Annotated in this window: 29 protein-coding genes; 9 read left to right on the top strand and 20 right to left on the bottom strand. The window is 70.0% G+C overall.

Annotation, left to right across the window (positions count from 1 at the left end; all coding sequences use genetic code 11):
• Window positions 1-39 precede the first annotated feature (39 nt).
• A complete protein-coding gene (locus tag AB0L95_RS09330; RefSeq protein ID WP_365159331.1) occupies window positions 40-1,866 on the top strand; it encodes an endonuclease/exonuclease/phosphatase family protein in 1,827 nt (608 codons plus the stop codon).
• A 37-nt stretch (window positions 1,867-1,903) separates the two neighbouring features.
• Here the strand turns inward: AB0L95_RS09330 and AB0L95_RS09325 are convergent, their stop codons facing one another.
• The 4 genes from AB0L95_RS09325 to AB0L95_RS09310 form a co-directional block, all read right to left on the bottom strand.
• On the bottom strand, window positions 1,904-2,638 hold the full coding sequence (locus tag AB0L95_RS09325; RefSeq protein WP_365159328.1) for an SRPBCC domain-containing protein: 735 nt from the start codon (window positions 2,636-2,638) through the stop codon (window positions 1,904-1,906).
• A gap of 26 nt (window positions 2,639-2,664) precedes the next feature.
• Window positions 2,665-3,312 carry a helix-turn-helix domain-containing protein gene (locus tag AB0L95_RS09320; RefSeq protein ID WP_365159326.1) on the bottom strand — a complete coding sequence of 216 codons (648 nt, stop codon included), beginning with the start codon at window positions 3,310-3,312 and terminating at the stop codon, window positions 2,665-2,667.
• A 140-nt stretch (window positions 3,313-3,452) separates the two neighbouring features.
• On the bottom strand, window positions 3,453-3,878 hold the full coding sequence (locus tag AB0L95_RS09315; protein ID WP_365159323.1) for a MarR family winged helix-turn-helix transcriptional regulator: 426 nt from the start codon (window positions 3,876-3,878) through the stop codon (window positions 3,453-3,455).
• Between the two features lie 174 nt (window positions 3,879-4,052).
• On the bottom strand, window positions 4,053-4,934 hold the full coding sequence (locus AB0L95_RS09310; protein ID WP_365159320.1) for an NmrA/HSCARG family protein: 882 nt from the start codon (window positions 4,932-4,934) through the stop codon (window positions 4,053-4,055).
• A 100-nt stretch (window positions 4,935-5,034) separates the two neighbouring features.
• Here AB0L95_RS09310 and AB0L95_RS09305 point away from each other — a divergent pair, with 100 nt between their 5' ends.
• On the top strand, window positions 5,035-5,514 hold the full coding sequence (locus tag AB0L95_RS09305; protein ID WP_365159317.1) for a MarR family transcriptional regulator: 480 nt from the start codon (window positions 5,035-5,037) through the stop codon (window positions 5,512-5,514).
• Window positions 5,515-5,558: 44 nt separating this feature from the next.
• Here the strand turns inward: AB0L95_RS09305 and AB0L95_RS09300 are convergent, their stop codons facing one another.
• Both AB0L95_RS09300 and AB0L95_RS09295 read right to left on the bottom strand, forming a co-directional pair.
• Window positions 5,559-6,221: a hypothetical protein gene (locus AB0L95_RS09300; protein ID WP_365159314.1), complete on the bottom strand. Its 663-nt coding sequence runs from the start codon at window positions 6,219-6,221 to the stop codon at window positions 5,559-5,561.
• Window positions 6,218-6,367 (bottom strand): hypothetical protein, encoded by a 150-nt coding sequence (locus AB0L95_RS09295; protein ID WP_365159311.1) that lies wholly within the window; start codon window positions 6,365-6,367, stop codon window positions 6,218-6,220. The genes AB0L95_RS09300 and AB0L95_RS09295 overlap by 4 nt, the downstream gene beginning before the upstream one ends.
• Before the next feature lie 206 nt (window positions 6,368-6,573).
• Here AB0L95_RS09295 and dapA point away from each other — a divergent pair, with 206 nt between their 5' ends.
• Window positions 6,574-7,476 (top strand): 4-hydroxy-tetrahydrodipicolinate synthase, encoded by a 903-nt coding sequence (dapA, locus tag AB0L95_RS09290; RefSeq protein WP_365159308.1) that lies wholly within the window; start codon window positions 6,574-6,576, stop codon window positions 7,474-7,476.
• Between the two features lie 60 nt (window positions 7,477-7,536).
• Complete coding sequence (locus AB0L95_RS09285; protein ID WP_365159305.1) at window positions 7,537-8,040, top strand: hypothetical protein; 504 nt, start codon at window positions 7,537-7,539, stop codon at window positions 8,038-8,040.
• A 51-nt stretch (window positions 8,041-8,091) separates the two neighbouring features.
• On the opposite strand, the gene dapD is transcribed toward AB0L95_RS09285, so the two are convergent.
• From dapD to AB0L95_RS09270, 3 genes are all read right to left on the bottom strand, one after another.
• Entirely contained in the window at window positions 8,092-9,081 is a 990-nt protein-coding gene (dapD, locus tag AB0L95_RS09280) for a 2,3,4,5-tetrahydropyridine-2,6-dicarboxylate N-succinyltransferase (RefSeq protein ID WP_365159302.1), read from the bottom strand.
• A 97-nt stretch (window positions 9,082-9,178) separates the two neighbouring features.
• Window positions 9,179-9,718 carry a TetR family transcriptional regulator gene (locus AB0L95_RS09275; protein ID WP_365159299.1) on the bottom strand — a complete coding sequence of 180 codons (540 nt, stop codon included), beginning with the start codon at window positions 9,716-9,718 and terminating at the stop codon, window positions 9,179-9,181.
• Entirely contained in the window at window positions 9,718-10,038 is a 321-nt protein-coding gene (locus AB0L95_RS09270) for a multidrug efflux SMR transporter (protein WP_365159296.1), read from the bottom strand. The genes AB0L95_RS09275 and AB0L95_RS09270 overlap by 1 nt, the downstream gene beginning before the upstream one ends.
• A 391-nt stretch (window positions 10,039-10,429) precedes the next feature.
• On the opposite strand from AB0L95_RS09270, the gene AB0L95_RS09265 reads away from it, so the two are divergent.
• A complete protein-coding gene (locus tag AB0L95_RS09265) occupies window positions 10,430-11,272 on the top strand; it encodes an AbfB domain-containing protein (RefSeq protein ID WP_365159293.1) in 843 nt (280 codons plus the stop codon).
• Window positions 11,273-11,377: 105 nt separating this feature from the next.
• Here AB0L95_RS09265 and AB0L95_RS09260 read toward each other — a convergent pair whose 3' ends face one another.
• The 8 genes from AB0L95_RS09260 to AB0L95_RS09225 all read right to left on the bottom strand — a co-directional run bounded on the left by AB0L95_RS09260 (window position 11,378) and on the right by AB0L95_RS09225 (window position 17,982).
• Complete coding sequence (locus AB0L95_RS09260; RefSeq protein WP_365159290.1) at window positions 11,378-11,713, bottom strand: metal-sulfur cluster assembly factor; 336 nt, start codon at window positions 11,711-11,713, stop codon at window positions 11,378-11,380.
• Window positions 11,710-12,177, bottom strand: coding sequence for a Fe-S cluster assembly sulfur transfer protein SufU (gene sufU / locus AB0L95_RS09255; protein WP_365159287.1), 468 nt, complete (start codon window positions 12,175-12,177; stop codon window positions 11,710-11,712). Before sufU ends, AB0L95_RS09260 begins: the two co-directional genes overlap by 4 nt.
• Window positions 12,178-12,187: 10 nt before the next feature.
• The gene (locus AB0L95_RS09250; protein ID WP_365159284.1) at window positions 12,188-13,444 is read right to left on the bottom strand and encodes a cysteine desulfurase; all 1,257 of its coding nucleotides are present in this window, start codon (window positions 13,442-13,444) and stop codon (window positions 12,188-12,190) included.
• Window positions 13,441-14,205 carry a Fe-S cluster assembly ATPase SufC gene (gene sufC, locus AB0L95_RS09245; protein WP_365159281.1) on the bottom strand — a complete coding sequence of 255 codons (765 nt, stop codon included), beginning with the start codon at window positions 14,203-14,205 and terminating at the stop codon, window positions 13,441-13,443. Before sufC ends, AB0L95_RS09250 begins: the two co-directional genes overlap by 4 nt.
• Before the next feature lie 7 nt (window positions 14,206-14,212).
• Entirely contained in the window at window positions 14,213-14,542 is a 330-nt protein-coding gene (locus AB0L95_RS09240) for a non-heme iron oxygenase ferredoxin subunit (RefSeq protein WP_311699442.1), read from the bottom strand.
• A complete protein-coding gene (sufD, locus tag AB0L95_RS09235; RefSeq protein WP_365159278.1) occupies window positions 14,539-15,723 on the bottom strand; it encodes a Fe-S cluster assembly protein SufD in 1,185 nt (394 codons plus the stop codon). The genes AB0L95_RS09240 and sufD overlap by 4 nt, the downstream gene beginning before the upstream one ends.
• 61 nt (window positions 15,724-15,784) lie before the next feature.
• Window positions 15,785-17,206, bottom strand: a complete 1,422-nt coding sequence (gene sufB, locus AB0L95_RS09230; protein WP_365159275.1) for a Fe-S cluster assembly protein SufB — start codon at window positions 17,204-17,206, stop codon at window positions 15,785-15,787.
• Window positions 17,203-17,982, bottom strand: coding sequence for a metalloregulator ArsR/SmtB family transcription factor (locus AB0L95_RS09225; RefSeq protein ID WP_365159272.1), 780 nt, complete (start codon window positions 17,980-17,982; stop codon window positions 17,203-17,205). The genes sufB and AB0L95_RS09225 overlap by 4 nt, the downstream gene beginning before the upstream one ends.
• Window positions 17,983-18,143: 161 nt before the next feature.
• Here AB0L95_RS09225 and AB0L95_RS09220 point away from each other — a divergent pair, with 161 nt between their 5' ends.
• From AB0L95_RS09220 to AB0L95_RS09205, 4 genes are all read left to right on the top strand, one after another.
• Window positions 18,144-18,935 (top strand): AAC(3) family N-acetyltransferase, encoded by a 792-nt coding sequence (locus tag AB0L95_RS09220; RefSeq protein ID WP_365159269.1) that lies wholly within the window; start codon window positions 18,144-18,146, stop codon window positions 18,933-18,935.
• Window positions 18,936-18,985: 50 nt separating this feature from the next.
• Window positions 18,986-19,909: an ABC transporter ATP-binding protein gene (locus AB0L95_RS09215; RefSeq protein ID WP_365159267.1), complete on the top strand. Its 924-nt coding sequence runs from the start codon at window positions 18,986-18,988 to the stop codon at window positions 19,907-19,909.
• Between the two features lie 180 nt (window positions 19,910-20,089).
• Complete coding sequence (locus AB0L95_RS09210) at window positions 20,090-20,860, top strand: ABC transporter permease (protein WP_365159264.1); 771 nt, start codon at window positions 20,090-20,092, stop codon at window positions 20,858-20,860.
• A gap of 54 nt (window positions 20,861-20,914) precedes the next feature.
• Window positions 20,915-21,922, top strand: coding sequence for a COX15/CtaA family protein (locus AB0L95_RS09205; protein ID WP_365159261.1), 1,008 nt, complete (start codon window positions 20,915-20,917; stop codon window positions 21,920-21,922).
• A gap of 57 nt (window positions 21,923-21,979) precedes the next feature.
• Here the strand turns inward: AB0L95_RS09205 and AB0L95_RS09200 are convergent, their stop codons facing one another.
• The 3 genes from AB0L95_RS09200 to AB0L95_RS09190 all read right to left on the bottom strand — a co-directional run bounded on the left by AB0L95_RS09200 (window position 21,980) and on the right by AB0L95_RS09190 (window position 24,560).
• Window positions 21,980-23,086: an amidohydrolase family protein gene (locus AB0L95_RS09200; protein ID WP_365159258.1), complete on the bottom strand. Its 1,107-nt coding sequence runs from the start codon at window positions 23,084-23,086 to the stop codon at window positions 21,980-21,982.
• 68 nt (window positions 23,087-23,154) lie between these two features.
• Window positions 23,155-23,514, bottom strand: a complete 360-nt coding sequence (locus AB0L95_RS09195; RefSeq protein ID WP_365159255.1) for a hypothetical protein — start codon at window positions 23,512-23,514, stop codon at window positions 23,155-23,157.
• A gap of 92 nt (window positions 23,515-23,606) precedes the next feature.
• Entirely contained in the window at window positions 23,607-24,560 is a 954-nt protein-coding gene (locus tag AB0L95_RS09190) for a heme o synthase (RefSeq protein ID WP_365159645.1), read from the bottom strand.
• Between the last annotated feature and the right edge of the window lie 328 nt (window positions 24,561-24,888).

Here is a 24,888-nt window from a genome sequence, read left to right as displayed (position 1 = left end):
CTCGTCCCGGCGCCCACGCATGTCCCCGGAGGGATCCCGTTGCCGAGCAAGTCTTCCGCGCGTCTCGCCGCGCTCACCGTCGCTGCTGTCTGTTCCACGCTGTCCGGTGTGGTGCTCACCGCGCCGGCCCACGCGGACACCGTGCGTATCCATGACATCCAGGGCACCACCCGTATGTCGCCGCTCGCAGGCCAGAAGGTCACGGATGTGGCCGGAATCGTCACAGGTGTGCGGACGTACGGCTCGTCGAAGGGGTTCTGGATGCAGGACCCGAACCCGGACGACAACCCGGCCACCAGCGAGGGCGTCTTCGTCTTCACCAGCTCCACCCCGAAGGTCGCCGTGGGCGACTCGGTCACGGTGACGGGCACGGTCTCGGAGTACGTCCCGGGCGGCACCTCGTCCGGCAACCAGTCGGTGACGGAGATCACCAAGCCGACGGTGACGGTCCTCTCCAGCGGCAACGCCGTCCCGGCGCCCGTCGTCATCGGCGCGAGGTCGGTGCCCACCGCGTACACCCCGGCGGGCGACACCGCCGCGAGCGGCTCGGTCAACGGCCTCACCCTGCAGCCGTCCAAGTACGCCCTGGACTACTACGAGTCCCTGGAGGACATGAACGTCCAGGTCGCCGACGCCCGTGTGGTCACCGGCACCGACCCGTACACCGAGCTGTGGGTCACGGTGAAGCCGCATGAGCACGCCAACCGCCGCGGTGGCACGGTCTACGGCTCCTACACGTCCCAGAACTCGGGCCGGCTGCAGATCCAGTCGCTCGGCTCGACCGCCGACTTCCCGGCCGCCAACGTCGGTGACACGCTCACCGGCACGACCACCGGTCCGCTGGACTACAACCAGTTCGGCGGCTACACCGTCGTCGCGAGCAAGCTCGGCACCCTCAAGAGCGGGGGCCTCAAACGCGAGACGACCCGCAAGCAGGCGCGCGGCGAGCTGGCCGTGGCGACGTACAACGTGGAGAACCTGGACCCGTCCGACGCCACCTTCGCGGCCCACGCCTCCGCGATCGTGAACAACCTGCAGTCGCCGGACATCGTGTCCCTGGAGGAGATCCAGGACAACAACGGTGCCACGGACGACGGCACGGTCGACGCGAGCCAGACGGTGAACAAACTGATCGACGCGATCGTCGAGGCGGGCGGCCCGAAGTACGAGTGGCGCTCGATCGACCCGGTCAACGACCAGGACGGCGGCGAGCCCGGCGGCAACATCCGTCAGGTCTTCCTCTTCAACCCCGCGCGGGTCTCGTTCACCGACCGTCCCGGCGGCGGCTCCACGACCGCCGTGGGGGTCACCAAGGTGCACGGCAAGGCGCAGCTGACGGCCTCCCCCGGTCGGATCGACCCGGGCAGCGACGCCTGGAAGGCCAGCCGCAAGCCGCTGGCCGGCGAGTTCGTCTTCCGCGGCAAGACGGTCTTCGTGATCGCCAACCACCTCACCTCCAAGGGCGGCGACCAGGGCCTCACGGGGCAGTACCAGCCGCCGGCGCGCAGCTCCGAGACCCAGCGCCACCTTCAGGCGACCGAGGTGCACACCTTCGTCAAGAACATCCTCGACACCCAGAAGAACGCCGAGGTCATCACGCTCGGCGACATGAACGACTTCCAGTTCTCCGACACCACGAAGATCCTCGAGGGTCACGGCGAGCTGTGGTCGGCGATCAAGTCGCTGCCGAAGAGCGAGCGGTACACGTACGACTACCAGGGCAACAGCCAGGTCCTCGACCAGATCCTGGTGAGCCCGTCGATCCGCCGTGGCTGTGGCCTCGACTACGACAGCGTGCACATCAACTCGGAGTTCCACGACCAGATCAGCGACCACGACCCGCAGGTGCTGCGGTTCCGCCCGTAGTGCAGGCACCAGCACCCGCGGGGTGTGCTGGACGGGGTCAGGCGTAGGCCTCGTCCAGCCACTGCTGCCAGGCGAGTTCGTTCGCCTTGGCGTCGGCGTCCGGGGCGAAGTCATGGACGCTGATGCCCACCGGCGCGCCCCAGTGGTTGCGGCCGAAGAAGCGGATCAGGGCGTCCTCGGTGCGCAGCCCGATGAAGTACGGGTTGCGGAAGTCCAGCACGGCGTCCAGGGACTGTCCGCCGGGTCCCCGGACGCCGACCGGGGACCCCTCGGTGGCGTCCTCGGGCAGGCCGAGGGCCCCGGCGACGACGGTGAAGGCGTCGGCACCGGTGGACGCCTCGGGGCCGTTCAGGGTCGCGAAGGTCACCGGGCGCGGCGCGAAGTGGGTCAGATACTCGCGCAGGGTGTGCAGATAGAAGTCGGTGTGCTTGCTCGCCCCGTCGTACTGGTTGTCCCAGTCGTCGACGAAGATGCCGCTGTGCACGTACCGCACCCAGGCGCGACGGCCCTCGTCACGCGGCTCGATGGTGTGGTCGAGCTGGTTGAGGGTCTGCTGGGAGATGCCCTCGACGTTCGCGACGCGGTTGACGTAGCGGTGGGGCGGATCCCAGGCGATGACCTCGGAGCCGAAGGGTCCGGCGCCGCCCACCCGGGGCTCCGGGGGCTCCATCGGCCACAGATAGCCGCCGGTGCCGTGGGTGATCGCCTCCCACACCTCCTCGGGCGTGACGTCGACCTCGAACTCTCGGGCGATCTCGAATTCCTTGGACATGATGGCTCCTGCGTGAAGTGGGTGGGTCAGTCGGTGAGTTCGGCGGCCGGGGGCGCGGCGGACCCGGGTTCGGGTCCGGCCTCGGCAGGCCCCGGCTTGAGGGTGGGGTGGACGGCGACCACGATCCGGTGGTCACGGCCGCTCTCGGTGTCCGAGGCGTCGTACTTGCGGATCAGGGCGCTGACGCCCGCCGTCAGCTCCTGGATGAACGCGGCACGGTCGGCGGCCGAGGCGAACCGCACCTCGCCGTCCAGCGCATAGGTCGCGAGCGGCTTGCGGGCCTTCGCGGCGCCGGTGATCAGTGAGCCGACGTCCCGCACCAGGCGCGCGCCGAGGGCGAGCAGCCAGCGGGCGGAGAGCTGGTCGCGGAAGCGGTCCGGGTCCGGCTGCACGGAGGCGAGTGCCAGCGGGCTGATCACATACGAGGCGGCGGTGGCTTGCATCAGCCGCTCGGTGACATTGCCCTTGCGGCGCTCGCCGGCCAGTTCGACGAGGCCGTGCCGCTCCAGGGCCTTGAGATGGTAGTTGACCTTCTGCCGGGGCAGTCCGACCCGGCCGGCCAGCATGGCGGCCGACGCGGGCCCGGCCGCCAGTTCGGCGAGCAGCCGGGCCCGCACGGGGTCCAGCGACACGGCTGCGGCTTCGGCGTCCTCGATCACGGTCACATCCAGCATGAACCCCACCCTTCCACCGAAAACTTTTTTTGTCCAGACGGTTGAAGTGTTCGGCGATGGGCGCGGGTGCGGAAAACGGGACGGAGAGCGGGACGGAGAGCGACGGAGCCCGCCGGAGGCGGCTTACGACGCTGCGGCCGTCAGGGCCGGGAAGCCGCGCTCATCGCCGTCTCGACGTTGTGGGTCATACGTTCCAGGACAAGGACGGCCGCACGGAACTCGTCCGGAGTGATACCGGTCATGGCCGTGGCGCGGAACGTGTCGACGCGCTGGGCGACGGCGGTGAGACGCTCACGTCCGCTGTCGCTGAGGGCGAGCCGGTCCGGCGCGGGACGCATCGCCCAGCCGTCGGCGAGCACGGTGCCGACGGCGATGGTGAGCGTGTCCGTGTCGGCGTTGGCGGAGAGGGCCTCCAGGACATCGGCGTCGGCGGAATCGGGGGTCTCCCTCAGGGTGTTGAGGACCTGCCAGGCGATCCGGGTGAGACCGAACTCCTCCAGCGTGGCGTCCATGGAGCGGGTGAGTGCCCGGTCAGTGCGATTGAGCCAGTAGCCGATCGGCTTCATGGAGGTGTCGTGCCTTTCTGCGCGTTTCGGCGTGGTTGCCCTGCGGACTCTCTGCATAGATGCCGCGCGGACCCTCCGCACGGTTGCCACGCGCGAAGGATCCGCACGATTGCCCCGCCCAGACCTGCGGCCGGGCCGGGATGACGCCGGGGGTGCCTCGCCCCCGGGCGGGCGTCACCGGTGGGCGGACACGGAGGCGAGACGGGCGTTCCAGTCCTGGCCGACGGCCCAGTCGGTGAAGTCGTGCCAGCCGACCTCGGGGTAGTCACGGCGCAGCCCGGCCACATCGACGTCCAGACCGGAGGCGGTGATGTACTCGAACATGGCGGCCAGGTCGGTGGACCAGGTCCGCACATCGGTCACCGGCACCTCATGGTGGACGATCGGGCGCCCGATGGCCGAGGCGAGAGTCTCCGCGATCTGGCTCGGGGTACGCCTGTCGGAGGCGATGTCGATGCGCCGTCCGGTGAACTCGTCGCGGCGCTGGAGGGTCAGCGCGGCGAACGCCCCGATGTCCTCGGCGGGGACGAGCGTGAACGGCCGGCCGGAGGGCATGGGCCAGGCGAAGACGCCTTCGCGCAGGGTGTCGAGCGTCCAGCCGCCGGAGTAGTTGTCCATGAACGCCGCCGGAGCGATCACGGTCCAGGGCACGCCGGCCGTACGCAGATGCCGCTCGACCAGGTGCTTGCTCTCGTAGTGCGGAACACCGGTGCCGCGGTCGGCGTGCGCGGCGGAGGTCAGCACGATGTGCCCGAGGCGGGCGGCCGCCGCGGCGTCGACGAGGGCCTTGCCCTGCCGGGCCTCGGCGGCGGTGTCGGCGCCGAACGGGGTGGTGACGGCGAAGAGCGAGTCCGCTCCGGCGAGGGCCGCGTCGAGAGACGCGCGGTCGTCGAAGTCGGCGCGACGCATCTCGGCGCCGAGGGCGCGCAGGGTGTCGGCGGCGGACGAGTCGGGGTCGCGGGTGAGTGCGCGTACCCGGTGACCCGCAAGAAGGAGGGCTCGAACGGTGGCCCCGCCCTGGACTCCGGTGGCTCCGCTGACGGCAACGGTGAGCATGCTTCTCCCCCAGAATAGAATGACTGTGAGACACATTAACTGCGTCACGCAGCAGAATACTGAAACGCTGCGTCACGCAGCAAAGGGGAGTGTGAGCCGGATGGCGGAGTCGCGTCGGGAACGGCTGTCCGAGGAGTTGTCGTTGGAGTCCCGCCGCTACCTCGCGGCGTATGTGCTGTTCAACCAGGCCATCGCCGATCACCTCGGTCTGCATCCGACCGATGTGCAGTGTCTGAGCCTGCTGACGGCCGAGCCCGGGCCGCTGACCGTGCGGCAGATCGCCGACATGACGGGCCTGACCACGGGCTCGGCCACGCGGCTGGTGGACCGGCTCGAACGAGGGGGCTATGTGACCCGCACCCCCGACCGGCAGGATCGCCGGCGGGTGCTGGTCGCCCCGGTCCCCGAGCGCACCGCCCGGGTCACCGCGGTGTGGGACGACCTCGGCCAGGCCTGGCAGACCCTGCTCGACGGCCACACCGAGGACGAGCTGGAGGCGATCACCCGCCATATGCGGCAGGCCTACGACCTCAGCCACGCCCAGATGCGGCACCTGCGTTCCCTGCCCAAGCCGGACTGATCACCGGACCCCGGCCCCGGGGGCATGGACATGGCGCGGCAGCCCTACCCCTTCGGCCCCCGCTCCTCCAGCCGGGCCAACTGGATCTGGAACCAGTCGAGCCGCGCCTGGAGCAGAGCCGCCTCGGCGGCCAGCTCGGACACGTCGAGGCCGACGGGGCGGCCCCCGCCTCCCCGGCCTGTCCGCACCCGCAGCCCGTCACCGGCGAGCCGCGCGAACACCGCGGGCGACAGTGAGGTACGGCCGCGTACGCACCCCGCGCACGCCGGCCGGAGCGCGCGCCAACCCGGGCGCCCCCAGTCGGCGTCGGCCAGGGCGACCGCCGCTCCGCCGCACCCGCACGGGCCGACCGTCATGGTCCGCACCCGCTGGCTCGCATACCGGAAGCCCTGTTCGAAGCGGATGTACGAGCCGAGCACGGAGACCTCCAGCAGCACGGCCGCCTGGTGCTCCTCGGTGCACAGCAGCGCCTCGGCCTCCGTGCGGTCGTGCACACAGTGGAAGCCGCAGTCGCAGCGGCGGTGCGGCGCGCGATGCCGACGCCCGTACACACACCGGGCGTCGTCGAGTACTCCGTAGGGCAGTGCACCGCCCAGGGACACGCCGGTGAACCCGGCCCGGTCGCCATCCTGGGACAGCACCGGATGGGCGATCTTGTACCCGGTCGGCGGCTCCGTCGGGCGTTCCTCGGGGAGCCGCAGTCTCATCGGGCGGCCGGGACCTCTTCAGGGGCGGGCGCCGCGGACTCCTCGACGCCGTCGGCGACGTCCGCCGCGCGAAGACCCGTCTCCTCCTCGGGAACCTCCGGACGCTCCTCCGCGACCCCGGTGGCGAGTGCCTTGCCCAGCTTCATAACGCCTCCCACGGTTGGTGACCGTCCCCGCCATGGTGACCCACCCGGTGCGATTTGGCACCACCGCATGCCGCTCCGCGCCCCTCAACGCGCCCCGAGTGCCTCCGGCTCTCCGCGCTCGCCCCCCCCATACAGCAGAATCCCTGATCATTATCATGTAGAAGAATTAAGTGGAGCTTCACGATCGGCCTGTCGACACTACTCCCATGACGACGACTGCATCCGCGCCCCCGCCCTTCGGCCGCGCCCTCTGCGCCATGGTCACGCCCTTCACCGAGGCGGGCGCGCTCGACCTCGACGGGGCCCAGCGGCTCGCCGACCGGCTGGTGTCCGAGGGGTGCGACGGACTGGTGCTGAACGGAACGACGGGCGAGTCCCCGACCACGACGGACGCCGAGAAGTCGGCCCTCATCGGAGCCGTCCGGGAGGCTCTCGGCGACCGGGCGTCACTGGTGGCGGGCGTGGGCACGTTCGACACCCGGCACACCGTCGAGCTGGCCCTCGCGGCCGAGAAGGCGGGCGCGGACGGTCTGCTGGTGGTCAGCCCGTACTACAGCAAGCCCCCGCAGGACGCCCTCGCATGGCACTTCCTGGAGGTCGCGGACGCGTCGGGGCTGCCGCTGGCGCTGTACGACATCCCCGGCCGCACCGGCACCCGCATCGAGCCCGACACGATGCTCCGTCTCGCCGAACACCCCAGGATCGTGGCGGTCAAGGACTGCTCCTACGACTTCCTCGGTATCCAGAAGGTGCTCTCCCGGACGGCCCTGGCCTACTACGCGGGCTGCGACGAGCACAATCTCGCCCTGTACGCGGTGGGCGGCGCGGGCTGCATCAGCACGGTGGCGAACGTCGCCCCGCGCCGGATCCGGTCCGTGCTGGACGCCTTCGACGCGGGCGACACCGCGGGAGCCGCCCGGCTGCAGCACCGGGCCCTGCCCCTGATCGAGGCGATGATGGCAGCGGGCCTGCCCGGCACGGTCACGGCCAAGGCACTGCTCGGCGCCCTCGGCCTGCCCGCGGGCCCGGTCCGCGCACCGCTGCGGTCCGCGGACCGCGAGGCGGTAGAGCGGCTGATGACCGCGTACGAGCAGCTGACGGCCGGCTGATCAGCCACGGGCGGAGAAAAGCCCCCGGGGCGCGCGCCGCCGTTGCCGTACGGTGGCCGCGTGGACCGGCCTCTGCTCTTCCTCGATGTCGACGGCCCCCTCAACCCGTGGGCGGCCCGGCCGGAGCGCCGCCCGGAGGGCTATACGACGATCACGGTCGCCCTGCACCCGGGGCGGGCGCTGCGCGTCTGGCTGCACCCCGGACACGGCCCGGCGCTGCTGGCGCTCGGGTACGACCTGTGCTGGGCGTCCACGTGGATGGACGCCGCGAACCGCTGGATCGGCCCGGTCATCGGCCTTCCGGAGCTTCCCTACGTCGACTTCGGCGCGGGACTGTTCGCCCTGCGCCCGGACGGCGTGCACTGGAAGACCGAGGCGATCGTGGCGCACGCCCGGGGCCGTCCCTTCGCCTGGGTGGACGACGAACAGACCCCCGCGGACCAGGCGTACGTCGCCGCCCATCACCCGGGGCCGACCCTGCTGCACCAGGTGGACCCGCGGATCGGGCTGCGGCGGGAGGACTTCGCGGCGCTGACGGAGTTCGCGGCCTCCGTGACGACATGAACGAGCGCCCTGCCGAGGCGGCGGGGCGCTCTTCGGACGGGCCGCAGGCCGTCAGTTGTGGCTGTGCAGGATCTCGTTCAGGCCGCCCCAGACCGCGTTGTTGGGGCGGGCCTCGACCGCGCCCGTGACCGAGTTGCGGCGGAAGAGGATGTTGGAGGCGCCGGAGAGTTCACGGGCCTTGACGATCTGGCCGTCGGGCATGGTCACCCGGGTGCCCGCGGTGACGTACAGGCCGGCCTCGACGACGCACTCGTCGCCGAGGGCGATGCCGACGCCCGCCTCCGCGCCGATCAGGCAGCGCTCCCCGATGGAGATGATCACGTTGCCGCCGCCGGAGAGCGTGCCCATGGTGGAGGCGCCGCCGCCGATGTCCGAACCGTCGCCGACCACGACGCCCGCGGAGATACGGCCCTCGACCATGGAGGTGCCGAGCGTGCCGGCGTTGAAGTTCACAAAGCCCTCGTGCATGACGGTCGTGCCCTCGGCCAGGTGGGCACCGAGACGCACCCGGTCGGCGTCGGCGATCCGGACGCCCTTCGGGAGGACGTAGTCCGTCATACGCGGGAACTTGTCGACGGACGCCACCTGGAGGTGCAGACCCTCGGCGCGGGCGGTGAGGCGCACCTTCTCGACGTCGTCGACGGCGACCGGGCCGAGCGAGGTCCAGGCGACGTTGGCGAGGAAACCGAACATGCCGTCCAGGCTCAGACCGTGCGGCTTGACCAGGCGGTGCGAGAGCAGGTGCAGGCGCAGATAGACGTCGTGCGCGTCGATCGGCTTGTCGTCGACGGACGCGATGACCGTGCGGACCGCGATCACCTCGACACCCCGGCGGGCGTCCGGGCCGACCGCCCTGGCGGCGTCTTCGCCGAGCAGTTCGACGGCATGCTCGGGCGACAGCCGCTCGGTGCCGGACGGGCCGGGCTCGGCGGCCAGCTCGGGCGCGGGGAACCAGGTGTCGAGAACGGTGCCGTCGGTGGCGATGGTGGCGAGGCCGGCGGCCACGGCACCGGTGGTGCGGGGAGCAGTCGTGTCGGTCATGAGGGAAACCTAACGTGGCGGGGGGCGCGCGGGCGAACCGGTGAACGAGCCGTCTCACGAGCCGGGCCCGGCACCGCGCACGGGGTGCCCGCGGGGGTCAACCGTTCAGCACCCGTCGGAGCGTCTCCCGCGCGTACTCCTCGTCGTACTCCGCCCCCGTCAGCAGCACCTGGAGACAGATACCGTCCATCAGCGCGAGCAGCGCCCGCGCGGTGACGGGGTCGGTGCGGTGGGACAGCCGCTCGGCGGTCTCCTCCGTCCACTCGGCGGCGACCGGGCGCAGGGCGGGCCGACGCAGGGCCGCGAGGTACAGCTCGTACTCCAGCTCCACGCCCGTGCGGTCGCCGCCCAGCCACGCGCCCAGGGCATGGGCGAGGTCCGCCGCGAGGTCGCTCTCCGCGGACTGCGGCAGACCGCTCTCGGCGAGGGCCTTGGCGAAGCCCTCGTTCGTCTGCCGCAGTGCGGCGACCATCAGCTCGTCGAGGGTCTTGAAGTGGTACGTCGTGGAGCCGAGCGGCACGTCCGCCTCGGCGGCGACGGAGCGGTGGCTCAGTCCGGCCAAGCCCTTCTTCCCCACCACCCGGATCGCCGCGTCCACGATCCGCTGCCGCCGCTCGGGGTCGTAGCGCCGGGGCATCAGTGAGCACCTCCGAGGTTCAGGACCACCACGCCGCCGACTATCAGCACGATGCCGACGATCTTCGCGAGGTTCAGCCCCTCTCCGAAGAGCATCAGTCCGAGGCCGGCCACGGCCGCGGTGCCGACCCCCGCCCAGATCGCGTAGGCCGTGCCGATCGACAGGGTCTTCAGGCACTGGGCGAGCAGCGCGAAGGACACGATGTATCCGAGGAGGGTCACCAGGGACGGCCCCAGCTTGCTGAGGCCCTCGCTGTACTTCATGGCGGTGGTGGCGGCGACTTCGGCAGCGATCGCCCCGGCGAGGAACACATATCCCATGTGTACGAGTGTACGCACGATATGTACGCGCGTACACATCCCGGCCGGATGCCCGTCCCCGCCCAGTCCGAACCGGGCCGACCCGCAGCCGTCAGCGCATGAAAGACCTGGCCAACACGGCCTCGCTCAGGGCGGTCTGGTACGGCGTCAGCAACTGTTCGCCGACTGCCCGGGCGCGCAGATCACAGTGCGGAGAAACCGCTCTCTGAGAGGGTGCTACGAACCCGTCATGTCCACTACTGTTTCACCGGTTGCCCACCCGATATCCACGGCCGCCGCCTTCCGCACGCCCGTGACCGGGTCGCCTCTGCCTTTCCCCCTGCTCCCCTGTTGGGTCACACCCACTCGACGATTCCGCGTACGCCGTCAGGCGACGCCGAGGGAACCGCGCATGCCAGAACAGAACCCCCCACCCACCCTTGACCGCCCCGCCCACTCCCCCGTCTGGGAGACAGGGGTGACTCCGGGCGAGCCCCGCACGCCCGGAGGCCGCAGGCTCTGGGCGTGCGGCCTGATAGCCGTGGCCGTCTTCTCCTCCAGCGCGCTGGCGATCTCCTTGCTGGACAAGAACACTGACGGTCCGTCACCCGGCAGCGCCGGGGACACCGCAGTCGCCCTGAGCGGCCCGGACGGCCTCGGCTTCTCGCTGCCCGCCACGCCCGTCGCGGCCCCCAGCGGAAAGAGCGGCATGACCTCCGTCCGGTCGTCGGCCTCGGCGGACGGATCGGCCTCCGCGTCGCCCGGGACACCCACGGCCGGCTCAGGGTCCGCCGCCCATCCGTCGAAGGGCGGCGCACTCTCCTCCGGCACATCCACCACCTGGCGCTCGGTCCGATCCGTCAACTACCCGGACCGCTACTGGCAGGTGAACGGCGACATCGTGCGGCTCGACCCGGCCGGTTCCGCCTCCGCCCGGCGTGCCGCGACCTTCAAGCAGGTGAAGGGGCTGGCCGATGACTCGTGCTACTCCTTCGCCACGGCCGACGGCACCTATCTGCGGCACCGCGACTTCGTGCTGCGGGCCGAGACCGACGACCGCTCCGCGCTCTTCGAGCAGGACGCCACCTTCTGTCCCCGTGCCTCCTCCTACCCTGGCGCGATCATGCTGGAGTCGGTGAACTACCCGGGACGCTTCCTGCGCCACCAGAACTTCCGGCTGGAGCTGGATCCGTACCAGAACAGCGACCTCTACCGGGCGGACTCCGCGTTCCGGCTGGTGGACGGTCTGAGCTGAAAACAGGAAACGGCGACGCCCGTCGGGCGTCGCCGTTCTTCCGCGGCCGGGAAAGGCCGAAGTGGACCTCAGGGGTCGGTGTGACCGTGGAGGAGTCAGGGGATCTCAGACGTTGAAGCCGAGCGCCCGAAGCTGCTCACGGCCATCGTCCGTGATCTTGTCGGGACCCCACGGCGGCATCCAGACCCAGTTGATCCGCAGTTCGCTCACCAGACCGTCCGTGGCGGACTTGGCCTGGTCCTCGATGACGTCCGTCAGCGGGCAGGCCGCGGAGGTCAGGGTCATGTCGACAGTGGCGATGTTGGCCGACTCGTCGATGTGGATGCCGTAGATGAGGCCGAGGTTGACGACGTCGATGCCCAGTTCGGGGTCGACGACGTCCATCAGGGCCTCGCGGAGCTCCTCCTCCGAGGCCGGCTTCATCTCCACGGTGTCGCTCATGCCGTCTTCCTTTCGGCGTCGGCCCCGCCCAGAGCCTGGGCCGTCGCGTCCTTCCACGCCATCCAGCTCAGGAGGGCGCACTTGACCCGTGCCGGGTACTTGGAGACACCCGCGAACGCGACCGCGTCCTCCAGGACCTCCTCCATCGCGTCGTCGGGCTCGATCCTGCCCTTGGACTGCATCAGCTCCAGGAAGGTCTCCTGGACCTTCTGCGCCTCCGTCACGTCCTTGCCGACGAGGAGTTCGTTCAGTACGGAGGCCGAGGCCTGGCTGATGGAGCAGCCCTGGCCCTCGTACGACACGTCCTTGATCGTCGTACCGTCGTACTTCACACGCAGCGTGATCTCGTCGCCGCAGGTCGGATTGACATGGTGCACCTCGGCGTCGCCGTCCCGGAGACCACGCCCGTGCGGGTTCTTGTAGTGGTCCAGGATGACTTCCTGGTACATCGAATCCAGCTTCACGACCAGCCTCTCAGCCGAAGAAGTTCCGTACGTGCTCCAGCCCCTCGACCAGTGCGTCGATCTCGGCCGGCGTGGAGTACAGATAGAACGACGCTCGCGTGGTCGCAGGAATTCCGTACCGCAGGCAGACGGGACGTGCACAGTGGTGGCCGACCCGGACCGCGATGCCCTGCTCGTCCAGGACCTGGCCCACATCGTGGGGATGGATGTCGCCCAGCGTGAAGGAGATCGCCGCGCCCCGGTCCTCGGCCGTGGTGGGACCGATGATCCTCAGGTCGGGGACCTCGCGCAGCCGCTGCACCGCGTACTCGGTGAGCGCGTGCTCATGGGCGAGGATCTTGTCCATGCCGATCGAGGTCAGATAGTCGATCGCCGCACCCAGACCGACCGCCTGCGCGATCGGCGGGGTGCCCGCCTCGAACTTGTGCGGGGCGGGGGCGTACGTCGACGAGTGCATCGACACCGTCTCGATCATCTCTCCGCCGCCCAGGAACGGAGGAAGGTCCTCCAGCAACTCCTGGCGACCCCAGAGAACGCCGATACCCGTCGGACCGCACATCTTGTGGCCGGTGAAGGCCACGAAGTCGGCCCCGAGGGCCTGGACGTCCAGCGGCATGTGCGGCGCGGCCTGGGAGGCGTCGATGCAGACCAGCGCGCCGACCTCCTGGGCGCGGCGGACTATCGCGTCGACCGGGTTGACCGTGCCGAGGATGTTGGACACCAGCACAAAGGAGACGATCTTCGTCTTCTCCGTGATGATCTCGTCGATGTTCGACAGGTCCAGCCGGCCGTCGTCCGTGAGGCCGAACCACTTCAGCTTCGCTCCGGTGCGCTGCGAGAGCAGCTGCCACGGGACGATGTTGGAGTGGTGCTCCATCTCCGTGATGACGATCTCGGTGTCGTGGTCCACCCGGTAGGGCTCGTCGGCCCAGCCCAGCATGTTCGCCACGAGGTTGAGCGACTCGGAGGCGTTCTTGGTGAAGATGACCTCGTCACGGCTCGGCGCGTTGATGAACTCGGCGACCTTGTCACGCGCGCCCTCGTACAGCGCCGTGGCCTCCTCGGCGAGCACATGCACACCGCGGTGGACGTTGGCGTTGTAGCGCTCGTAGTACTCACTGAGGACATCGAGCACCTGGCGCGGCTTCTGCGAGGTCGCCGCGTTGTCCAGGTACACGAGCTTCTTGCCGTCGTGGACCAGTCGGTCCAGGACGGGGAAGTCCTTGCGGATCGCTTCGGTGTCGAGGAGGCCCGGCAGCTGTGTCACGCGGATGCGCCACCCTTCGTGTATGCCTCGTAGCCCTCGTCCTCCAGCTTGTCGGCGAGCTCGGCGCCGCCGGACTCGACGATCCGGCCGCCGGAGAAGACGTGGACGTAGTCGGGCTTGATGTAGCGCAGGATGCGCGTGTAGTGGGTGATCAGCAGGGTGCCGACCTCGCCGGTCTCGCGGACGCGGTTGACGCCCTCGGAGACGATGCGGAGCGCGTCGACGTCCAGACCCGAGTCGGTCTCGTCGAGGATCGCGACCTTCGGCTTGAGCAGCTCCAGCTGGAGGATCTCGTGGCGCTTCTTCTCACCGCCGGAGAAGCCCTCGTTGACGTTGCGCTCGGCGAAGGACGGGTCCATGTGGAGACGCTCCATGGCCTCCTTGACCTCCTTCACCCAGGTGCGCAGCTTCGGCGCCTCGCCGCGGACGGCCGTGGCGGAGGTACGGAGGAAGTTGGAGACCGAGACGCCGGGGACCTCGACCGGGTACTGCATGGCCAGGAACAGGCCCGCGCGGGCGCGCTCGTCGACGGACATCTCCAGGACGTCCTCGCCGTCGAGCAGCACGGTGCCGCTGGTGATCGTGTACTTGGGGTGACCCGCGAGCGAGTAGGCGAGGGTCGACTTGCCCGAGCCGTTGGGGCCCATGATGGCGTGCGTCTCGCCCTGCTTCACGGTGAGGTCGACGCCCTTGAGGATCTCCTTCGTGGCGTTGTCGGCCTCGACGGTGACGTGCAGGTCTCGGATTTCAAGCGTTGCCATGGGTGCCTCAGGACTCCTGGGTGAGGGAGACGAGCACGTCGTCCCCTTCGATCTTTACGGGGTATACGGGGACGGGGCGCGTCGCGGGAAGGGCGTCGGGCTTGCCGGACCGCAGGTCGAAGCGCGAGCCGTGCAGCCAGCACTCGATGTGGCAGTCGTCGACCTCGCCCTCGGACAGCGAGACGTTCGCGTGCGAGCAGATGTCGTTGATGGCGAACACCTCGCCCTCCGTGCGCACGACGGAGACCGGCGTGCCGTCGAGTTCCACCCGCTTCGGGGTGTCCTCCTCCAGCTCGCTGAGCCCACAGACGCGTACGAACTTCGACGAGTCAGTCATGCGACCGAGGCCTCCAGCTCCTCTTCGATCTTGGCGAGCAGCCGCTCCTCGATGTCCGCGACACCGATCTGCTGGACCAGCTCGGCGAAGAAGCCGCGCACCACCAGACGGCGGGCCTCGTACTCCGGGATACCGCGGGCCATCAGGTAGAAGAGCTGCTCGTTGTCGAAGCGGCCGGTGGCACTGGCGTGGCCGGCACCGACGATCTCGCCGGTCTCGATCTCCAGGTTGGGGACCGAGTCGACGCGGGCGCCGTCGGTCAGCACGAGGTTGCGGTTCATCTCGTACGTGTCCGTGCCCTCGGCCTTGGCCTCGATGAGCACGTCGCCGATCCACACGGCGTGCGCTTCGTCGCCCTGGAGCGCGCCCTTGTAGACGACGTTCGACTTGCAGTGCGGGGTGTTGTGGTCGACGAGGAGCCGGTGCTCCTGGTGCTGGCCCTTGTCGGTGAAGTAGAGCCCGAACAGCTCGGCCTCGCCGCCGGTGCCCGCGTAGGTCACCCGCGGGTGCAGGCGCACCACGTCGCCGCCGAAGGTCACGACGACGGACTTGAAGGAGGCGTCCCGGCCGACCAGCGCGTTGTGCTGGGACACGTGCACCGCCTTGTCGTCCCAGTCCTGGACGGAGACGACGGTCAGCTTGGCGCCGTCGCCCAGCAGGTAGTCGACGTTGGCGGCGAGCACCGCGTCACCGGTGTGGTCGATGACGACGACGGCCTCGGCGAAGGCACCGAGCTCGATCACCTGGTGGCCGAAGGCGGTCCCGCCCTGGCCGTGCACGGCGATCCGGATCGGATCGGTGAGGACGGTCTCCTTCGGGACGGTCACGACCGAGGCCTTCTCGAAGGCGGAGTACGCCTGGGCGGCGACGCGGTCCACCGGGGTGCCCGCCTTGCCGAGCCGGGCGTCGTCACGGCCGACGGTCTCGACGGTGACGCCCTCGGGGGCATCGACGGTCACCTTCACGCCGCCGCCGTTCGCGACGGCGGTGCCGTCGTGCAGACCGCGCAGGCGCTCCAGGGGCGTGAACCGCCATTCCTCCTCGCGGCCGTGCGGCACCGGGAAGTCCGCCACGTCGAAGGACGGCGGCGCACTCATGCGCGTGGCGACGGTCGACTCGGCGGCGACCGCGATCTGGCCCGCGGTGGTGGAGCCCACGGGGATGTTCTGAGCCTCAGCCATGGCTGTCGGTCTGCTCTCTTCCTACGTCAGAAATCTGCGTGCTGCTGTCGAGGGACGGGTCTTAACCGACCGCGCCTTCCATCTGCAGCTCGATCAGCCGGTTGAGTTCGAGTGCGTACTCCATGGGCAGTTCCTTGGCGATCGGCTCGACGAAGCCGCGCACGATCATCGCCATCGCCTCGAACTCGGAGAGGCCGCGGCTCATCAGGTAGAAGAGCTGGTCCTCGGAGACCTTGGAGACGGTCGCCTCGTGGCCCATGGACACGTCGTCCTCGCGGACGTCGACGTACGGGTACGTGTCGGAGCGGGAGATGGTGTCGACGAGCAGCGCGTCGCACAGCACGTTCGACTTGGAGCCGTGCGCGCCCTCGCCGATCTCGACCAGACCTCGGTAGGAGGTACGGCCGCCGCCGCGCGCCACGGACTTCGACACGATGTTGGACGAGGTGTTCGGCGCCATGTGGACCATCTTGGAGCCGGCGTCCTGGTGCTGGCCCTCGCCGGCGAAGGCGATGGAGAGCGTCTCGCCCTTGGCGTGCTCGCCCATCAGGTAGACGGCGGGGTACTTCATCGTCACCTTGGAGCCGATGTTGCCGTCGATCCATTCCATGGTCGCGCCCTCGTAGGCCACGGCGCGCTTGGTGACCAGGTTGTAGACGTTGTTCGACCAGTTCTGGATGGTCGTGTAGCGGCAGCGGGCGTTCTTCTTGACGATGATCTCGACAACCGCGGAGTGCAGCGAGTCCGACTTGTAGATCGGGGCCGTACAGCCCTCGACGTAGTGCACATAGGCACCCTCGTCGACGATGATCAGGGTCCGCTCGAACTGGCCCATGTTCTCCGTGTTGATGCGGAAGTAGGCCTGGAGCGGGATCTCCACATGCACGCCCGGCGGCACGTAGATGAAGGAGCCGCCGGACCACACGGCGGTGTTCAGCGCGGCGAACTTGTTGTCACCCGCCGGGATGACCGTGCCGAAGTACTCCTTGAACAGCTCGGGGTGCTCCTTGAGCGCCGTGTCGGTGTCCAGGAAGATGACGCCCTGCTCCTCCAGGTCCTCACGGATCTGGTGGTAGACGACCTCCGACTCGTACTGGGCCGCGACACCGGCCACGAGGCGCTGCTTCTCCGCCTCGGGGATGCCGAGCTTGTCGTACGTGTTCTTGATGTCCTCGGGCAGGTCCTCCCAGGACTCCGCCTGCTTCTCCGTGGAGCGCACGAAGTACTTGATGTTGTCGAAGTCGATGCCCGACAGGTCCGAGCCCCAGTTCGGCATGGGCTTCTTCTCGAAGAGCTTCAGACCCTTGAGGCGCAGCTTGGTCATCCACTCCGGCTCGGACTTCTTGCCGGAGATGTCACGGACGACGTCATCGTTCAGACCGCGCTTCGCCGCGGCACCGGCCTCGTCGGAGTCGGCCCAGCCGTATTCGTACTTGCCCAGGCCCTCGAGTTCAGGGTGGGCAGTCTCCGTGGGGAGAGTCATGCGGGGTTCCTCCCGGCCGTGCTGGCAGATGCGTTGTGGGTGGTCTTGGAAATCTCTGAGGCTTTGGCCGCCGGGGGCGCCTTGGGGATGAACGTCGTGCAGACGCCGTCACCGTGCGCGATCGTGGCCAGTCGCTGGACATGTGTGCCGAGCAGCTCGGAGAAGATCTCCGTCTCGGCCTCGCACAGCTGGGGGAACTTCTCCGCGGCGTGGGCGACCGGGCAGTGGTGCTGGCAGAGCTGCTCACCCCTTTGCGGCGGGGGCGCGCTGCGCGCCGTGGCAGCGTACCCGTCCGCGCTCAGCGCCTTGGCGAGGGCTTCGGTCCGCCGTTCGGGGTCGGCGGCCTCGATGGCCCGGCGGTAGGCGGCGGCCTGCTCGGCGATCCTCGCGCGCGCGAAGGCGACGACCGCCTCGTCCCCGCCGAACCGCTCCTGGATCCAGCGCAGCGCGTCCACGGCAAGTTTGTCGTACGACTGGTCGAAGGCGTCCCGGCCGCAGTCGGTGAGCGCGAAGACCTTGGCGGGACGGCCGCGCGTACGCGCCCCGTACACCCGCTGCTCGCGCGCCTGGACCACGGTGTCCGCGACCAGGGCGTCCAGATGCCGTCGTACGGCCGCCTGGGTGAGTCCCAGGCGTCCGGCGAGCTCGGCGACGGTCGACGGGCCGTGGTCCAGGATGGAGCGCGCGACCCGGTTGCGCGTGGAGCGCTCCCCGGTCCCGAGTTCCTCCTGAGGGGCCCCCGTGGGTGCCTCCCGGGCCTCGTCGACGTTTTTCACAACGCCATTGTTGCGTAATTCCCCGAGGACTGACAAGCGCCGCCGGAACACCCCGCCGGTGCGGTACATCACTTAGGCATACCTAAACTGACCTGCGCAAACGATCTCTGATCGATCAAACGGGTGGCGGTCCGCGGCGGTCTGCGCGAGACTCCCGAACCATGCCCACACCCCCTCCGACCGGCCCTCTTGTCACCCGGGACACGCTCTTCGCGCAGCTGCGCACACTCGGTGTCGAACCCGGCGAGACGCTCCTCGTGCACTCCTCTCTCAGCGCGCTCGGCTGGGTCTGCGGAGGCGCCGTCGCGGTCGTCCAGGGACTACTCCACGCGCTCGGCCCGGACGGCACCCTGGTGGTCCCCGCCCAGTCCGGGAACCTCTCGGACCCGGCGCTGTGGTCCCGTGCGCCGGTGCCCGAGGAGTGGTGGGACACGATCCGCGCCACGATGCCCGCGTACGACCCGCTCGTCACCCCCTCGTCCGGGGTCGGCGTGATACCGGAGACCGTCCGGCGGTGGCCGGGGGCCCTGCGCAGCGCGCACCCGCACGCCTCCTTCGCGGCCGTCGGGGCGCGAGCGGCGGAGGTGGTCGCGGGGCACGCGACCGACTGCCGGCTCGGTGAGCGCAGCCCGCTCGTCCGGCTGGAGGCGATGGACGCCCGGGTGCTCCTGCTGGGTACGGGCTACGACAGCTGTACGAGCTTCCATCTGGCCGAGTACCGGATCCCCTCCCCCCTGGTCGGCGTGGGACGGCCCGGACCCGACGGCTGGGAGGTGGTGACCGAGGTCTCGATCAGCTCGGAGCGGTTCGACGAGCTCGGCCACGACTTCGAGCGGGACCGTCCGGTGGTCCGCGGGACGGTGGGCGCGGCCCGCGCACGACTCTTCCCGGTGGCGGACGCGGTGGCCTACGCGCAGCGGTGGCTCACCGTGCACCGGCCACGCGAAGCGTAGTTTTCGGACCCCCTCGTCCGGCGCCCGGCGCGCCTACCTAGACTCTGGCCATGCGAACTGAGCCGGTCATCCAGGTGCAGTCCCTGGTGAAGCGGTACGGCACTAAGACCGCGGCGGACGGCCTCGACCTGGTGGCCGAAGCGGGTGTCACCGCCGTACTCGGCCCCAACGGGGCCGGCAAGACGACCACCGTCGAAACCTGCGAGGGATACCGGAAGCCGGACTCCGGCACCGTACGTGTCCTCGGCCTCGACCCGGTCCGCGACGCCGCCGCGCTGCGTCCCCGGATCGGCGTGATGCTCCAGTCCGGCGGCGTGTACGCGAGCGCCCGCGCCGAGGAGATGCTCCGCCACGTCGCGAAGCTGCACGCCCACCCGCTGGACGTGGACGCGCTCATGGAGCGGCTCGGGCTCGGCAGCTGCGGACGGACGCCCTACCGGCGGCTGTCCGGCGGCCAGCAGCAGCGGCTGGCCCTCGCGATGGCTGTCGTCGGCCGCCCGGAACTGGTCTTCCTGGACGAGCCCACCGCCGGCCTGGACCCGCAGGCCCGCCGCGCCACCTGGGACCTGGTACGCGATCTGCGCGCCGACGGCGTCTCCGTGATCCTGACGACCCACTTCATGGACGAGGCCGAACAGCTCGCCGACGACGTCGCGATCATCGACGCGGGCCGGGTCATCGCCCAGGGTTCCCCCGAGGAGCTGTGCCGCGGCGGAGCCGAGAACACGCTGCGCTTCACGGGCCGGCCGGGCCTCGACGTGGGGTCCCTGCTCAAGGCCCTCCCGATGGACTGCACGGCGGCGGAACTGACGCCGGGCGCGTACCGCGTCGCGGGCAAGGTCGACCCGCAGCTGCTCGCCACGGTCACCTCGTGGTGCGCGCAGCACGGGGTGATGCCGGACCGGATCTCCGTCGAACGGCACACCCTCGAAGACGTTTTTCTCGAGCTGACCGGCAAGGAGTTGCGCTCATGACGGCGGTACGCACGGCCTTCGGCCGGGGGTCCGGGGGTCGCCCCCCGGGAAAACACAGCCTCGAGCTGACCGGCAAGGAGTTGCGCTCATGACGGCGGTACGCACGGCCTTCGGCCGGGGGTCCGGGGGTCGCCTCCCGGGAAAACACAGCCTCGAGCTGACCGGCAAGGAGTTGCGCTCATGACCACCGCCGGTACCTACGCCCCCGAGCCCGGCGCCGCGCCGCTGCCGCGGATGATCGCGGCGCAGGCCGCGCTCGAGACGAAGATGCTGCTGCGCAACGGCGAGCAGTTGCTTCTCACGGTCGTCATCCCGACGTTGCTGCTGGTCCTCTTCAGCTCCGTCGACATCGTGGACACCGGCGCGGGCAAGGCCGTCGACTTCCTCACCCCCGGCATCCTCGCGCTCGCCGTGATGTCGACCGCGTTCACCGGGCAGGCCATCGCGACGGGCTTCGAGCGCCGCTACGGCGTGCTGAAGCGCCTCGCGTCCTCGCCGCTGCCCCGCTGGGCCCTGATGGCCGCGAAGACGGCCTCCGTCCTGGTCACCGAGGCCCTCCAGGTGATCCTGCTGACGGTCATCGCGTTCGCGCTGGGCTGGTCGCCGCACGGCAACCCGTTCGCCGTGCTGCTCCTGCTGGTCCTGGGTACGGCGGCCTTCTCCGGGCTCGGCCTGCTGATGGCGGGCACGCTGAAGGCGGAGGCCACCCTGGCCGCGGCGAACCTGGTCTTCCTGCTGCTGCTGGTCGGCGGCGGCGTGATCGTGCCGCTGGACAAATTCCCCTCCGGCGGGCAGGACGTCCTCGGCCTGCTGCCGATCTCCGCGCTCTCGGACGGCCTCCGGAGCGTCCTCCAGCACGGCACCAGCCTGCCCGTCGGGGACCTGGGGATCCTGGCCGTGTGGGCGGTCGTGGGACTGGCCGTGGCCGGCCGGTTCTTCCGCTGGGAGTGAGCGGCCGGGCCGTGGCCCGACCCACGTGAATTCATGCACAAGCGGCCCCCTACGATGAGAGGCGTGCCAAACGTGACCCGCGCCGACGCCGTAGCGGCCGTGCGCAACCCGCTCGCCTTCATCGCCGCACGCTGGACCCCGGAACCCCGGACGGTGCAGCGGGCGGCGTTCGCCGCGCTCGCCATGTCGGTGGTCCTCGTGGTCACCGGTGGTGCCGTGCGCCTGACCGGCTCGGGGCTCGGGTGCCCGACCTGGCCGGAGTGCACGAACAACTCGCTGACCACGACCAGCGCCATGGGCATGCACGGCGCCATCGAGTTCGGCAACCGCATGCTGACGTACGTCCTGTGCGCGGCCGTCGGCTGGGCGATCATCGCCGCGCGCTCGGAGAAGCCGCGGCGGCGCAGCCTCACCCGGCTCGGCTGGGCGCAGTTCTGGATCGTGATGAGCAACGCGATCCTCGGCGGCATCGTCGTTCTCGTCGGCCTCAACCCGTACACCGTCGCCGCCCACTTCCTGCTCACCACCGCGCTCATCACGGTGGCCGCGGTCATGTGGCAGCGCACCCGCGAGGGTGACGCGGCACCGCGTCCGCTGGTCGGCAAGGCCGTGCAGCAGCTGGTGTGGTTCCTGGTCGTCGCCTCGGCGCTGCTGATCACGGTCGGCACGGTGGTCACCGGTGCCGGACCGCACGCCGGTGACTCCAGCGACGTCAAGCGCATTCCGATCGACTGGGAGACCGTCAGCAAGCTGCACGCCGTGTTCGCCTGGATCGTGGTGACGCTGACCTTCGCCCTGTGGTTCGTCCTCAAGGCGGTCGACGCGCCCACGGGACCGCTGCACCGCACCCGCGATCTGTTCGTGGTGCTGCTGGCCCAGGGAGTGGTGGGCTATGTGCAGTACTTCACGCACCTCCCCGAGGTACTGGTCGGCGTCCATATGTTCGGCTCCTGCCTGGTGTGGATCGGAACGCTGCGCGTGCTGCTGTCGCTGCGCGAGCGACCCTCGGTGACGGCAGGTCTTCCGGGCCCCTCGGCAGAGTCGGCGCTCACCACCGCGTGACCACGGGCCCCGGAGCCGTGCGGCACCGCTGACCCGGCCCGCACGGCGGACGTACGGTCACGTCAGCCCGTACACCCGCCGTGCGTTCCCGGCGGCGATCATCCCCGCCACCCGCTGCGCGTCCTCCAGCGACCAGGCGCCCTCGGCGACCCAGCCGCCCAGCACCCGGGAGAGCGCCTCCCGGAACAGGCGGGCGCCGATCACATGCAGCTCGGGCAGGCCGTGGGCGCCGCTGGAGAAGAGGAGCTTGCCGAAGGGGGCCAGTTCCAGGAGTTCGGCCAGGACTGCGGCGGCCCGGGCGCCCGTGCGGGCGAGCACCGCGCCCAGGTCCGCGTAGACATGCGGGAACACCCCCGCCAGATGCGCCGCGTGCCGGTGGTACGGATAGCCGTGCAGCAGCACCAGGTCCGTGCCGAGCCCGGCCGTGGCGCGCACGAAGTCGGTGAGCAGCACCGGGTCGGTGCGGTCGATACGCAGCCCCGGTTCGCCGAGGCCCGCGTGGAGCTGGAGGGGGCGGCCCGAGGCCACCGCGCTCCACAGCAGATGGCGGAGCAGCACCGGGTCCGACAGGGCGCCGCCCACCCGGCGCCCGGCGAGCCAGCGGCCCGCCGCGCCCCGCACCTCCCCCGGCCCCGGCGGCTCCGGCGCGAGCGCCAGACCGTGCCGTACGCCCGCCAGGGACGTGAACGCCACCGCGTGGGCCGCCGCCCCGTGGATCGACTCGGCCAGATTGGCGAGGAACGCCTCGACCGTGCCGGAGGTGTCGGCCACCTGTTCGGCGAGCAGCTCCAGGCGGACGATCTCGTGGGCCTCGGCGTCGCCCGCGGTGGCCATCTCGGACGGCCCGGTCAGATCGCCGGGCAGCCCGGTGTCGACGAGATAGGTGGTGATGCCGCTGCCCCGCAGCAGTCTGCGGTCCGCCTCCAGGACGCCGAGTTCGCGGCGCCGGGCGAGATAGCGGGCGGGCAGGCAGTGCGGCTCCAGACCGAGCAGCGGCGGACACCAGCGGCGTACGGCGAAACCGGTCTGGGTGTCGAAGAGGGTGGTGCCCGCGGCCGGCGGGCCCTCGGTACGGGCCAGGTGGGCCTCGAACGTGCCGAGGCCCAGCTCCGTACGGAGCACTCCGTGGCAGTACTGGTCCACCAGGGACGGCGTTTCGATCATCCGGACTCCCCGCGACTGGACCGTGTCTCCGAAGGTCCTAACGGGTGAACCGGCGTGAGGTGTTGCTCTCAGGCGGTGTGCTTGCCGCCCAGCTGGATCCCCGCCATCCGCGTCCACTCGTACGGACCGGTCCTGACCTTGGCCGCGAACTCGCCGTCGAAGGCCTCGTGGACGGTGATTCCCGCCTTCTGCACCGCCTTCTCGGCGATGTCGTACGTAGGTGCGACGAGGTCACCCCAACCGCCGTCCTCGCCGACGAGCACGATCCGGGCGCCGCGCTCCCCGATGTACGCCACCTGGCCCTCGGCGCCGCCGTGCGCCTTGGCGAAGGCGTCGATCTCCTTGGCGAGCCGGGCTGCCCGGCGCTCGGCCTTGGCGGCCTGCTTGGCGTCGGTGCCCTCGTCAACCTGCTGCGTGTCGTCTGCCATGGCCAGGATGCTACCGACGAGTAGAACAAACGGCGACGGGAGGGGTGCGTGGCCTTGACCACGCCCCTCCCGTCAGTTGTCCGCAGAGGCAGTCAGCGCAGGAACGGGTCCACGGCCACCGCGACGAACAGCAGCGAGACATAGGTGATGCTCCAGTGGAAGAGGCGCATCTCCTTCAGCTTCCCGCCGGTCGACTCCGCCTTCGCGCGGTTCTGCAGCGCGTGCGCCTCCCACAGCCACCAGCCGCCGGCCGCGAGGGCGACCACCGTGTAGAACCATCCCGTGTAGCCGAGCGGGGTGAGCAGCAGCGAGACCGCGACCATCACCCAGCTGTAGATCACGATCTGCCGGGCGACCACCTTGTTGGAGGCGATGACCGGCAGCATCGGCACGCCCACGCGCGCGTAGTCCTCCTTGACCTTCATGGACAGCGGCCAGTAGTGCGGCGGCGTCCAGAAGAACATGACGAGGAAGAGGATGACCGGCGCCCACGACAGGGAGTCGGTGACGGAGGACCAGCCGATGAGGACCGGGAGGCAGCCGGCGATGCCACCCCACACGATGTTCTGCGACGTACGTCGTTTGAGGATCATCGTGTAGACGACGACGTAGAAGAGCAGCGCTCCGAGCGACAGCCAGGCGGACAGCCAGTTGACCGTAAATCCGAACAGCAGCGTCGAGACGACCGCCAGCGAGATGCCGAAGGCGAGGCACTCACGGGGGCTGACCATGCCGGTGACCAGCGGACGCTGCGACGTGCGCTCCATGAGCGCGTCGATGTCGCGGTCGATGTACATGTTCAGCGCGTTGGCGCCGCCCGCGGAGAGGTAGCCCCCGAGGCAGGTGAGCACCACCAGTCTCAGGCTCGGCACGCCCTGCTGGGCCAAGAACATCACCGGAACGGTGGTGATCAGCAGTAGTTCGATGATCCGCGGCTTGGTCAGCGCCACGAACGCCTTGACACGGGCCCCAAACGGCCGCTGGCCCCGGCTGCTGCTCGTCCCGAGCACTCCCGGCGGACGGGATTCGACGGCCGTCACGTACACCCCTGACAGAGACATCCCAGCGAGCCCGGGCTGTGAACTTGCGGTAAAGGCTCGCGCGTACCCACGCAACTTTAGACGTTGCCCCCAGCGCGCCCTTCGCGGGGGTCGGTCGTGTTGGGGCCGCCGCCCGGTACCCGGGTGAGCGGCGGTATCCCTCCATTGAGCGGACGGAATGACAAGGGAACGGCGGAAATACACGAGCCGCGGACCGCTCGATTGAGCAGTCGGATGAGCGGCTCCGTATTCATGTGTCGAATACCGTTCCGGCCGGTCGGGAGGCGGATCGGAGCGACTCCCGGCAGTCTGGAATGACTCGAAAAGACGCACG

It is taken from the genome of Streptomyces sp. NPDC052036 (assembly GCF_040680495.1).
GTDB lineage: Bacteria > Actinomycetota > Actinomycetes > Streptomycetales > Streptomycetaceae > Streptomyces.
This window is presented reverse-complemented; position numbering and strand designations above follow the sequence as displayed.

What these genes read in the sequence shown, in the direction of transcription:
- AB0L95_RS09325 (WP_365159328.1), bottom strand. Translation starts at nt 2,638, where the DNA reads ATGTCCAAGGAATTCGAGATCGCCCGAGAGTTCGAGGTCGACGTCACG.
- AB0L95_RS09320 (WP_365159326.1), bottom strand. Translation starts at nt 3,312, where the DNA reads ATGCTGGATGTGACCGTGATCGAGGACGCCGAAGCCGCAGCCGTGTCG.
- AB0L95_RS09315 (WP_365159323.1), bottom strand. Translation starts at nt 3,878, where the DNA reads ATGAAGCCGATCGGCTACTGGCTCAATCGCACTGACCGGGCACTCACC.
- AB0L95_RS09310 (WP_365159320.1), bottom strand. Translation starts at nt 4,934, where the DNA reads ATGCTCACCGTTGCCGTCAGCGGAGCCACCGGAGTCCAGGGCGGGGCC.
- AB0L95_RS09305 (WP_365159317.1), top strand. Translation starts at nt 5,035, where the DNA reads ATGGCGGAGTCGCGTCGGGAACGGCTGTCCGAGGAGTTGTCGTTGGAG.
- AB0L95_RS09300 (WP_365159314.1), bottom strand. Translation starts at nt 6,221, where the DNA reads ATGAGACTGCGGCTCCCCGAGGAACGCCCGACGGAGCCGCCGACCGGG.
- AB0L95_RS09295 (WP_365159311.1), bottom strand. Translation starts at nt 6,367, where the DNA reads ATGAAGCTGGGCAAGGCACTCGCCACCGGGGTCGCGGAGGAGCGTCCG.
- dapA (WP_365159308.1), top strand. Translation starts at nt 6,574, where the DNA reads ATGACGACGACTGCATCCGCGCCCCCGCCCTTCGGCCGCGCCCTCTGC.
- dapD (WP_365159302.1), bottom strand. Translation starts at nt 9,081, where the DNA reads ATGACCGACACGACTGCTCCCCGCACCACCGGTGCCGTGGCCGCCGGC.
- AB0L95_RS09275 (WP_365159299.1), bottom strand. Translation starts at nt 9,718, where the DNA reads ATGCCCCGGCGCTACGACCCCGAGCGGCGGCAGCGGATCGTGGACGCG.
- AB0L95_RS09270 (WP_365159296.1), bottom strand. Translation starts at nt 10,038, where the DNA reads ATGGGATATGTGTTCCTCGCCGGGGCGATCGCTGCCGAAGTCGCCGCC.
- AB0L95_RS09265 (WP_365159293.1), top strand. Translation starts at nt 10,430, where the DNA reads ATGCCAGAACAGAACCCCCCACCCACCCTTGACCGCCCCGCCCACTCC.
- AB0L95_RS09260 (WP_365159290.1), bottom strand. Translation starts at nt 11,713, where the DNA reads ATGAGCGACACCGTGGAGATGAAGCCGGCCTCGGAGGAGGAGCTCCGC.
- sufC (WP_365159281.1), bottom strand. Translation starts at nt 14,205, where the DNA reads ATGGCAACGCTTGAAATCCGAGACCTGCACGTCACCGTCGAGGCCGAC.
- AB0L95_RS09240 (WP_311699442.1), bottom strand. Translation starts at nt 14,542, where the DNA reads ATGACTGACTCGTCGAAGTTCGTACGCGTCTGTGGGCTCAGCGAGCTG.
- sufD (WP_365159278.1), bottom strand. Translation starts at nt 15,723, where the DNA reads ATGGCTGAGGCTCAGAACATCCCCGTGGGCTCCACCACCGCGGGCCAG.
- sufB (WP_365159275.1), bottom strand. Translation starts at nt 17,206, where the DNA reads ATGACTCTCCCCACGGAGACTGCCCACCCTGAACTCGAGGGCCTGGGC.
- AB0L95_RS09220 (WP_365159269.1), top strand. Translation starts at nt 18,144, where the DNA reads ATGCCCACACCCCCTCCGACCGGCCCTCTTGTCACCCGGGACACGCTC.
- AB0L95_RS09215 (WP_365159267.1), top strand. Translation starts at nt 18,986, where the DNA reads ATGCGAACTGAGCCGGTCATCCAGGTGCAGTCCCTGGTGAAGCGGTAC.
- AB0L95_RS09210 (WP_365159264.1), top strand. Translation starts at nt 20,090, where the DNA reads ATGACCACCGCCGGTACCTACGCCCCCGAGCCCGGCGCCGCGCCGCTG.
- AB0L95_RS09205 (WP_365159261.1), top strand. Translation starts at nt 20,915, where the DNA reads ATGAGAGGCGTGCCAAACGTGACCCGCGCCGACGCCGTAGCGGCCGTG.
- AB0L95_RS09200 (WP_365159258.1), bottom strand. Translation starts at nt 23,086, where the DNA reads ATGATCGAAACGCCGTCCCTGGTGGACCAGTACTGCCACGGAGTGCTC.
- AB0L95_RS09195 (WP_365159255.1), bottom strand. Translation starts at nt 23,514, where the DNA reads ATGGCAGACGACACGCAGCAGGTTGACGAGGGCACCGACGCCAAGCAG.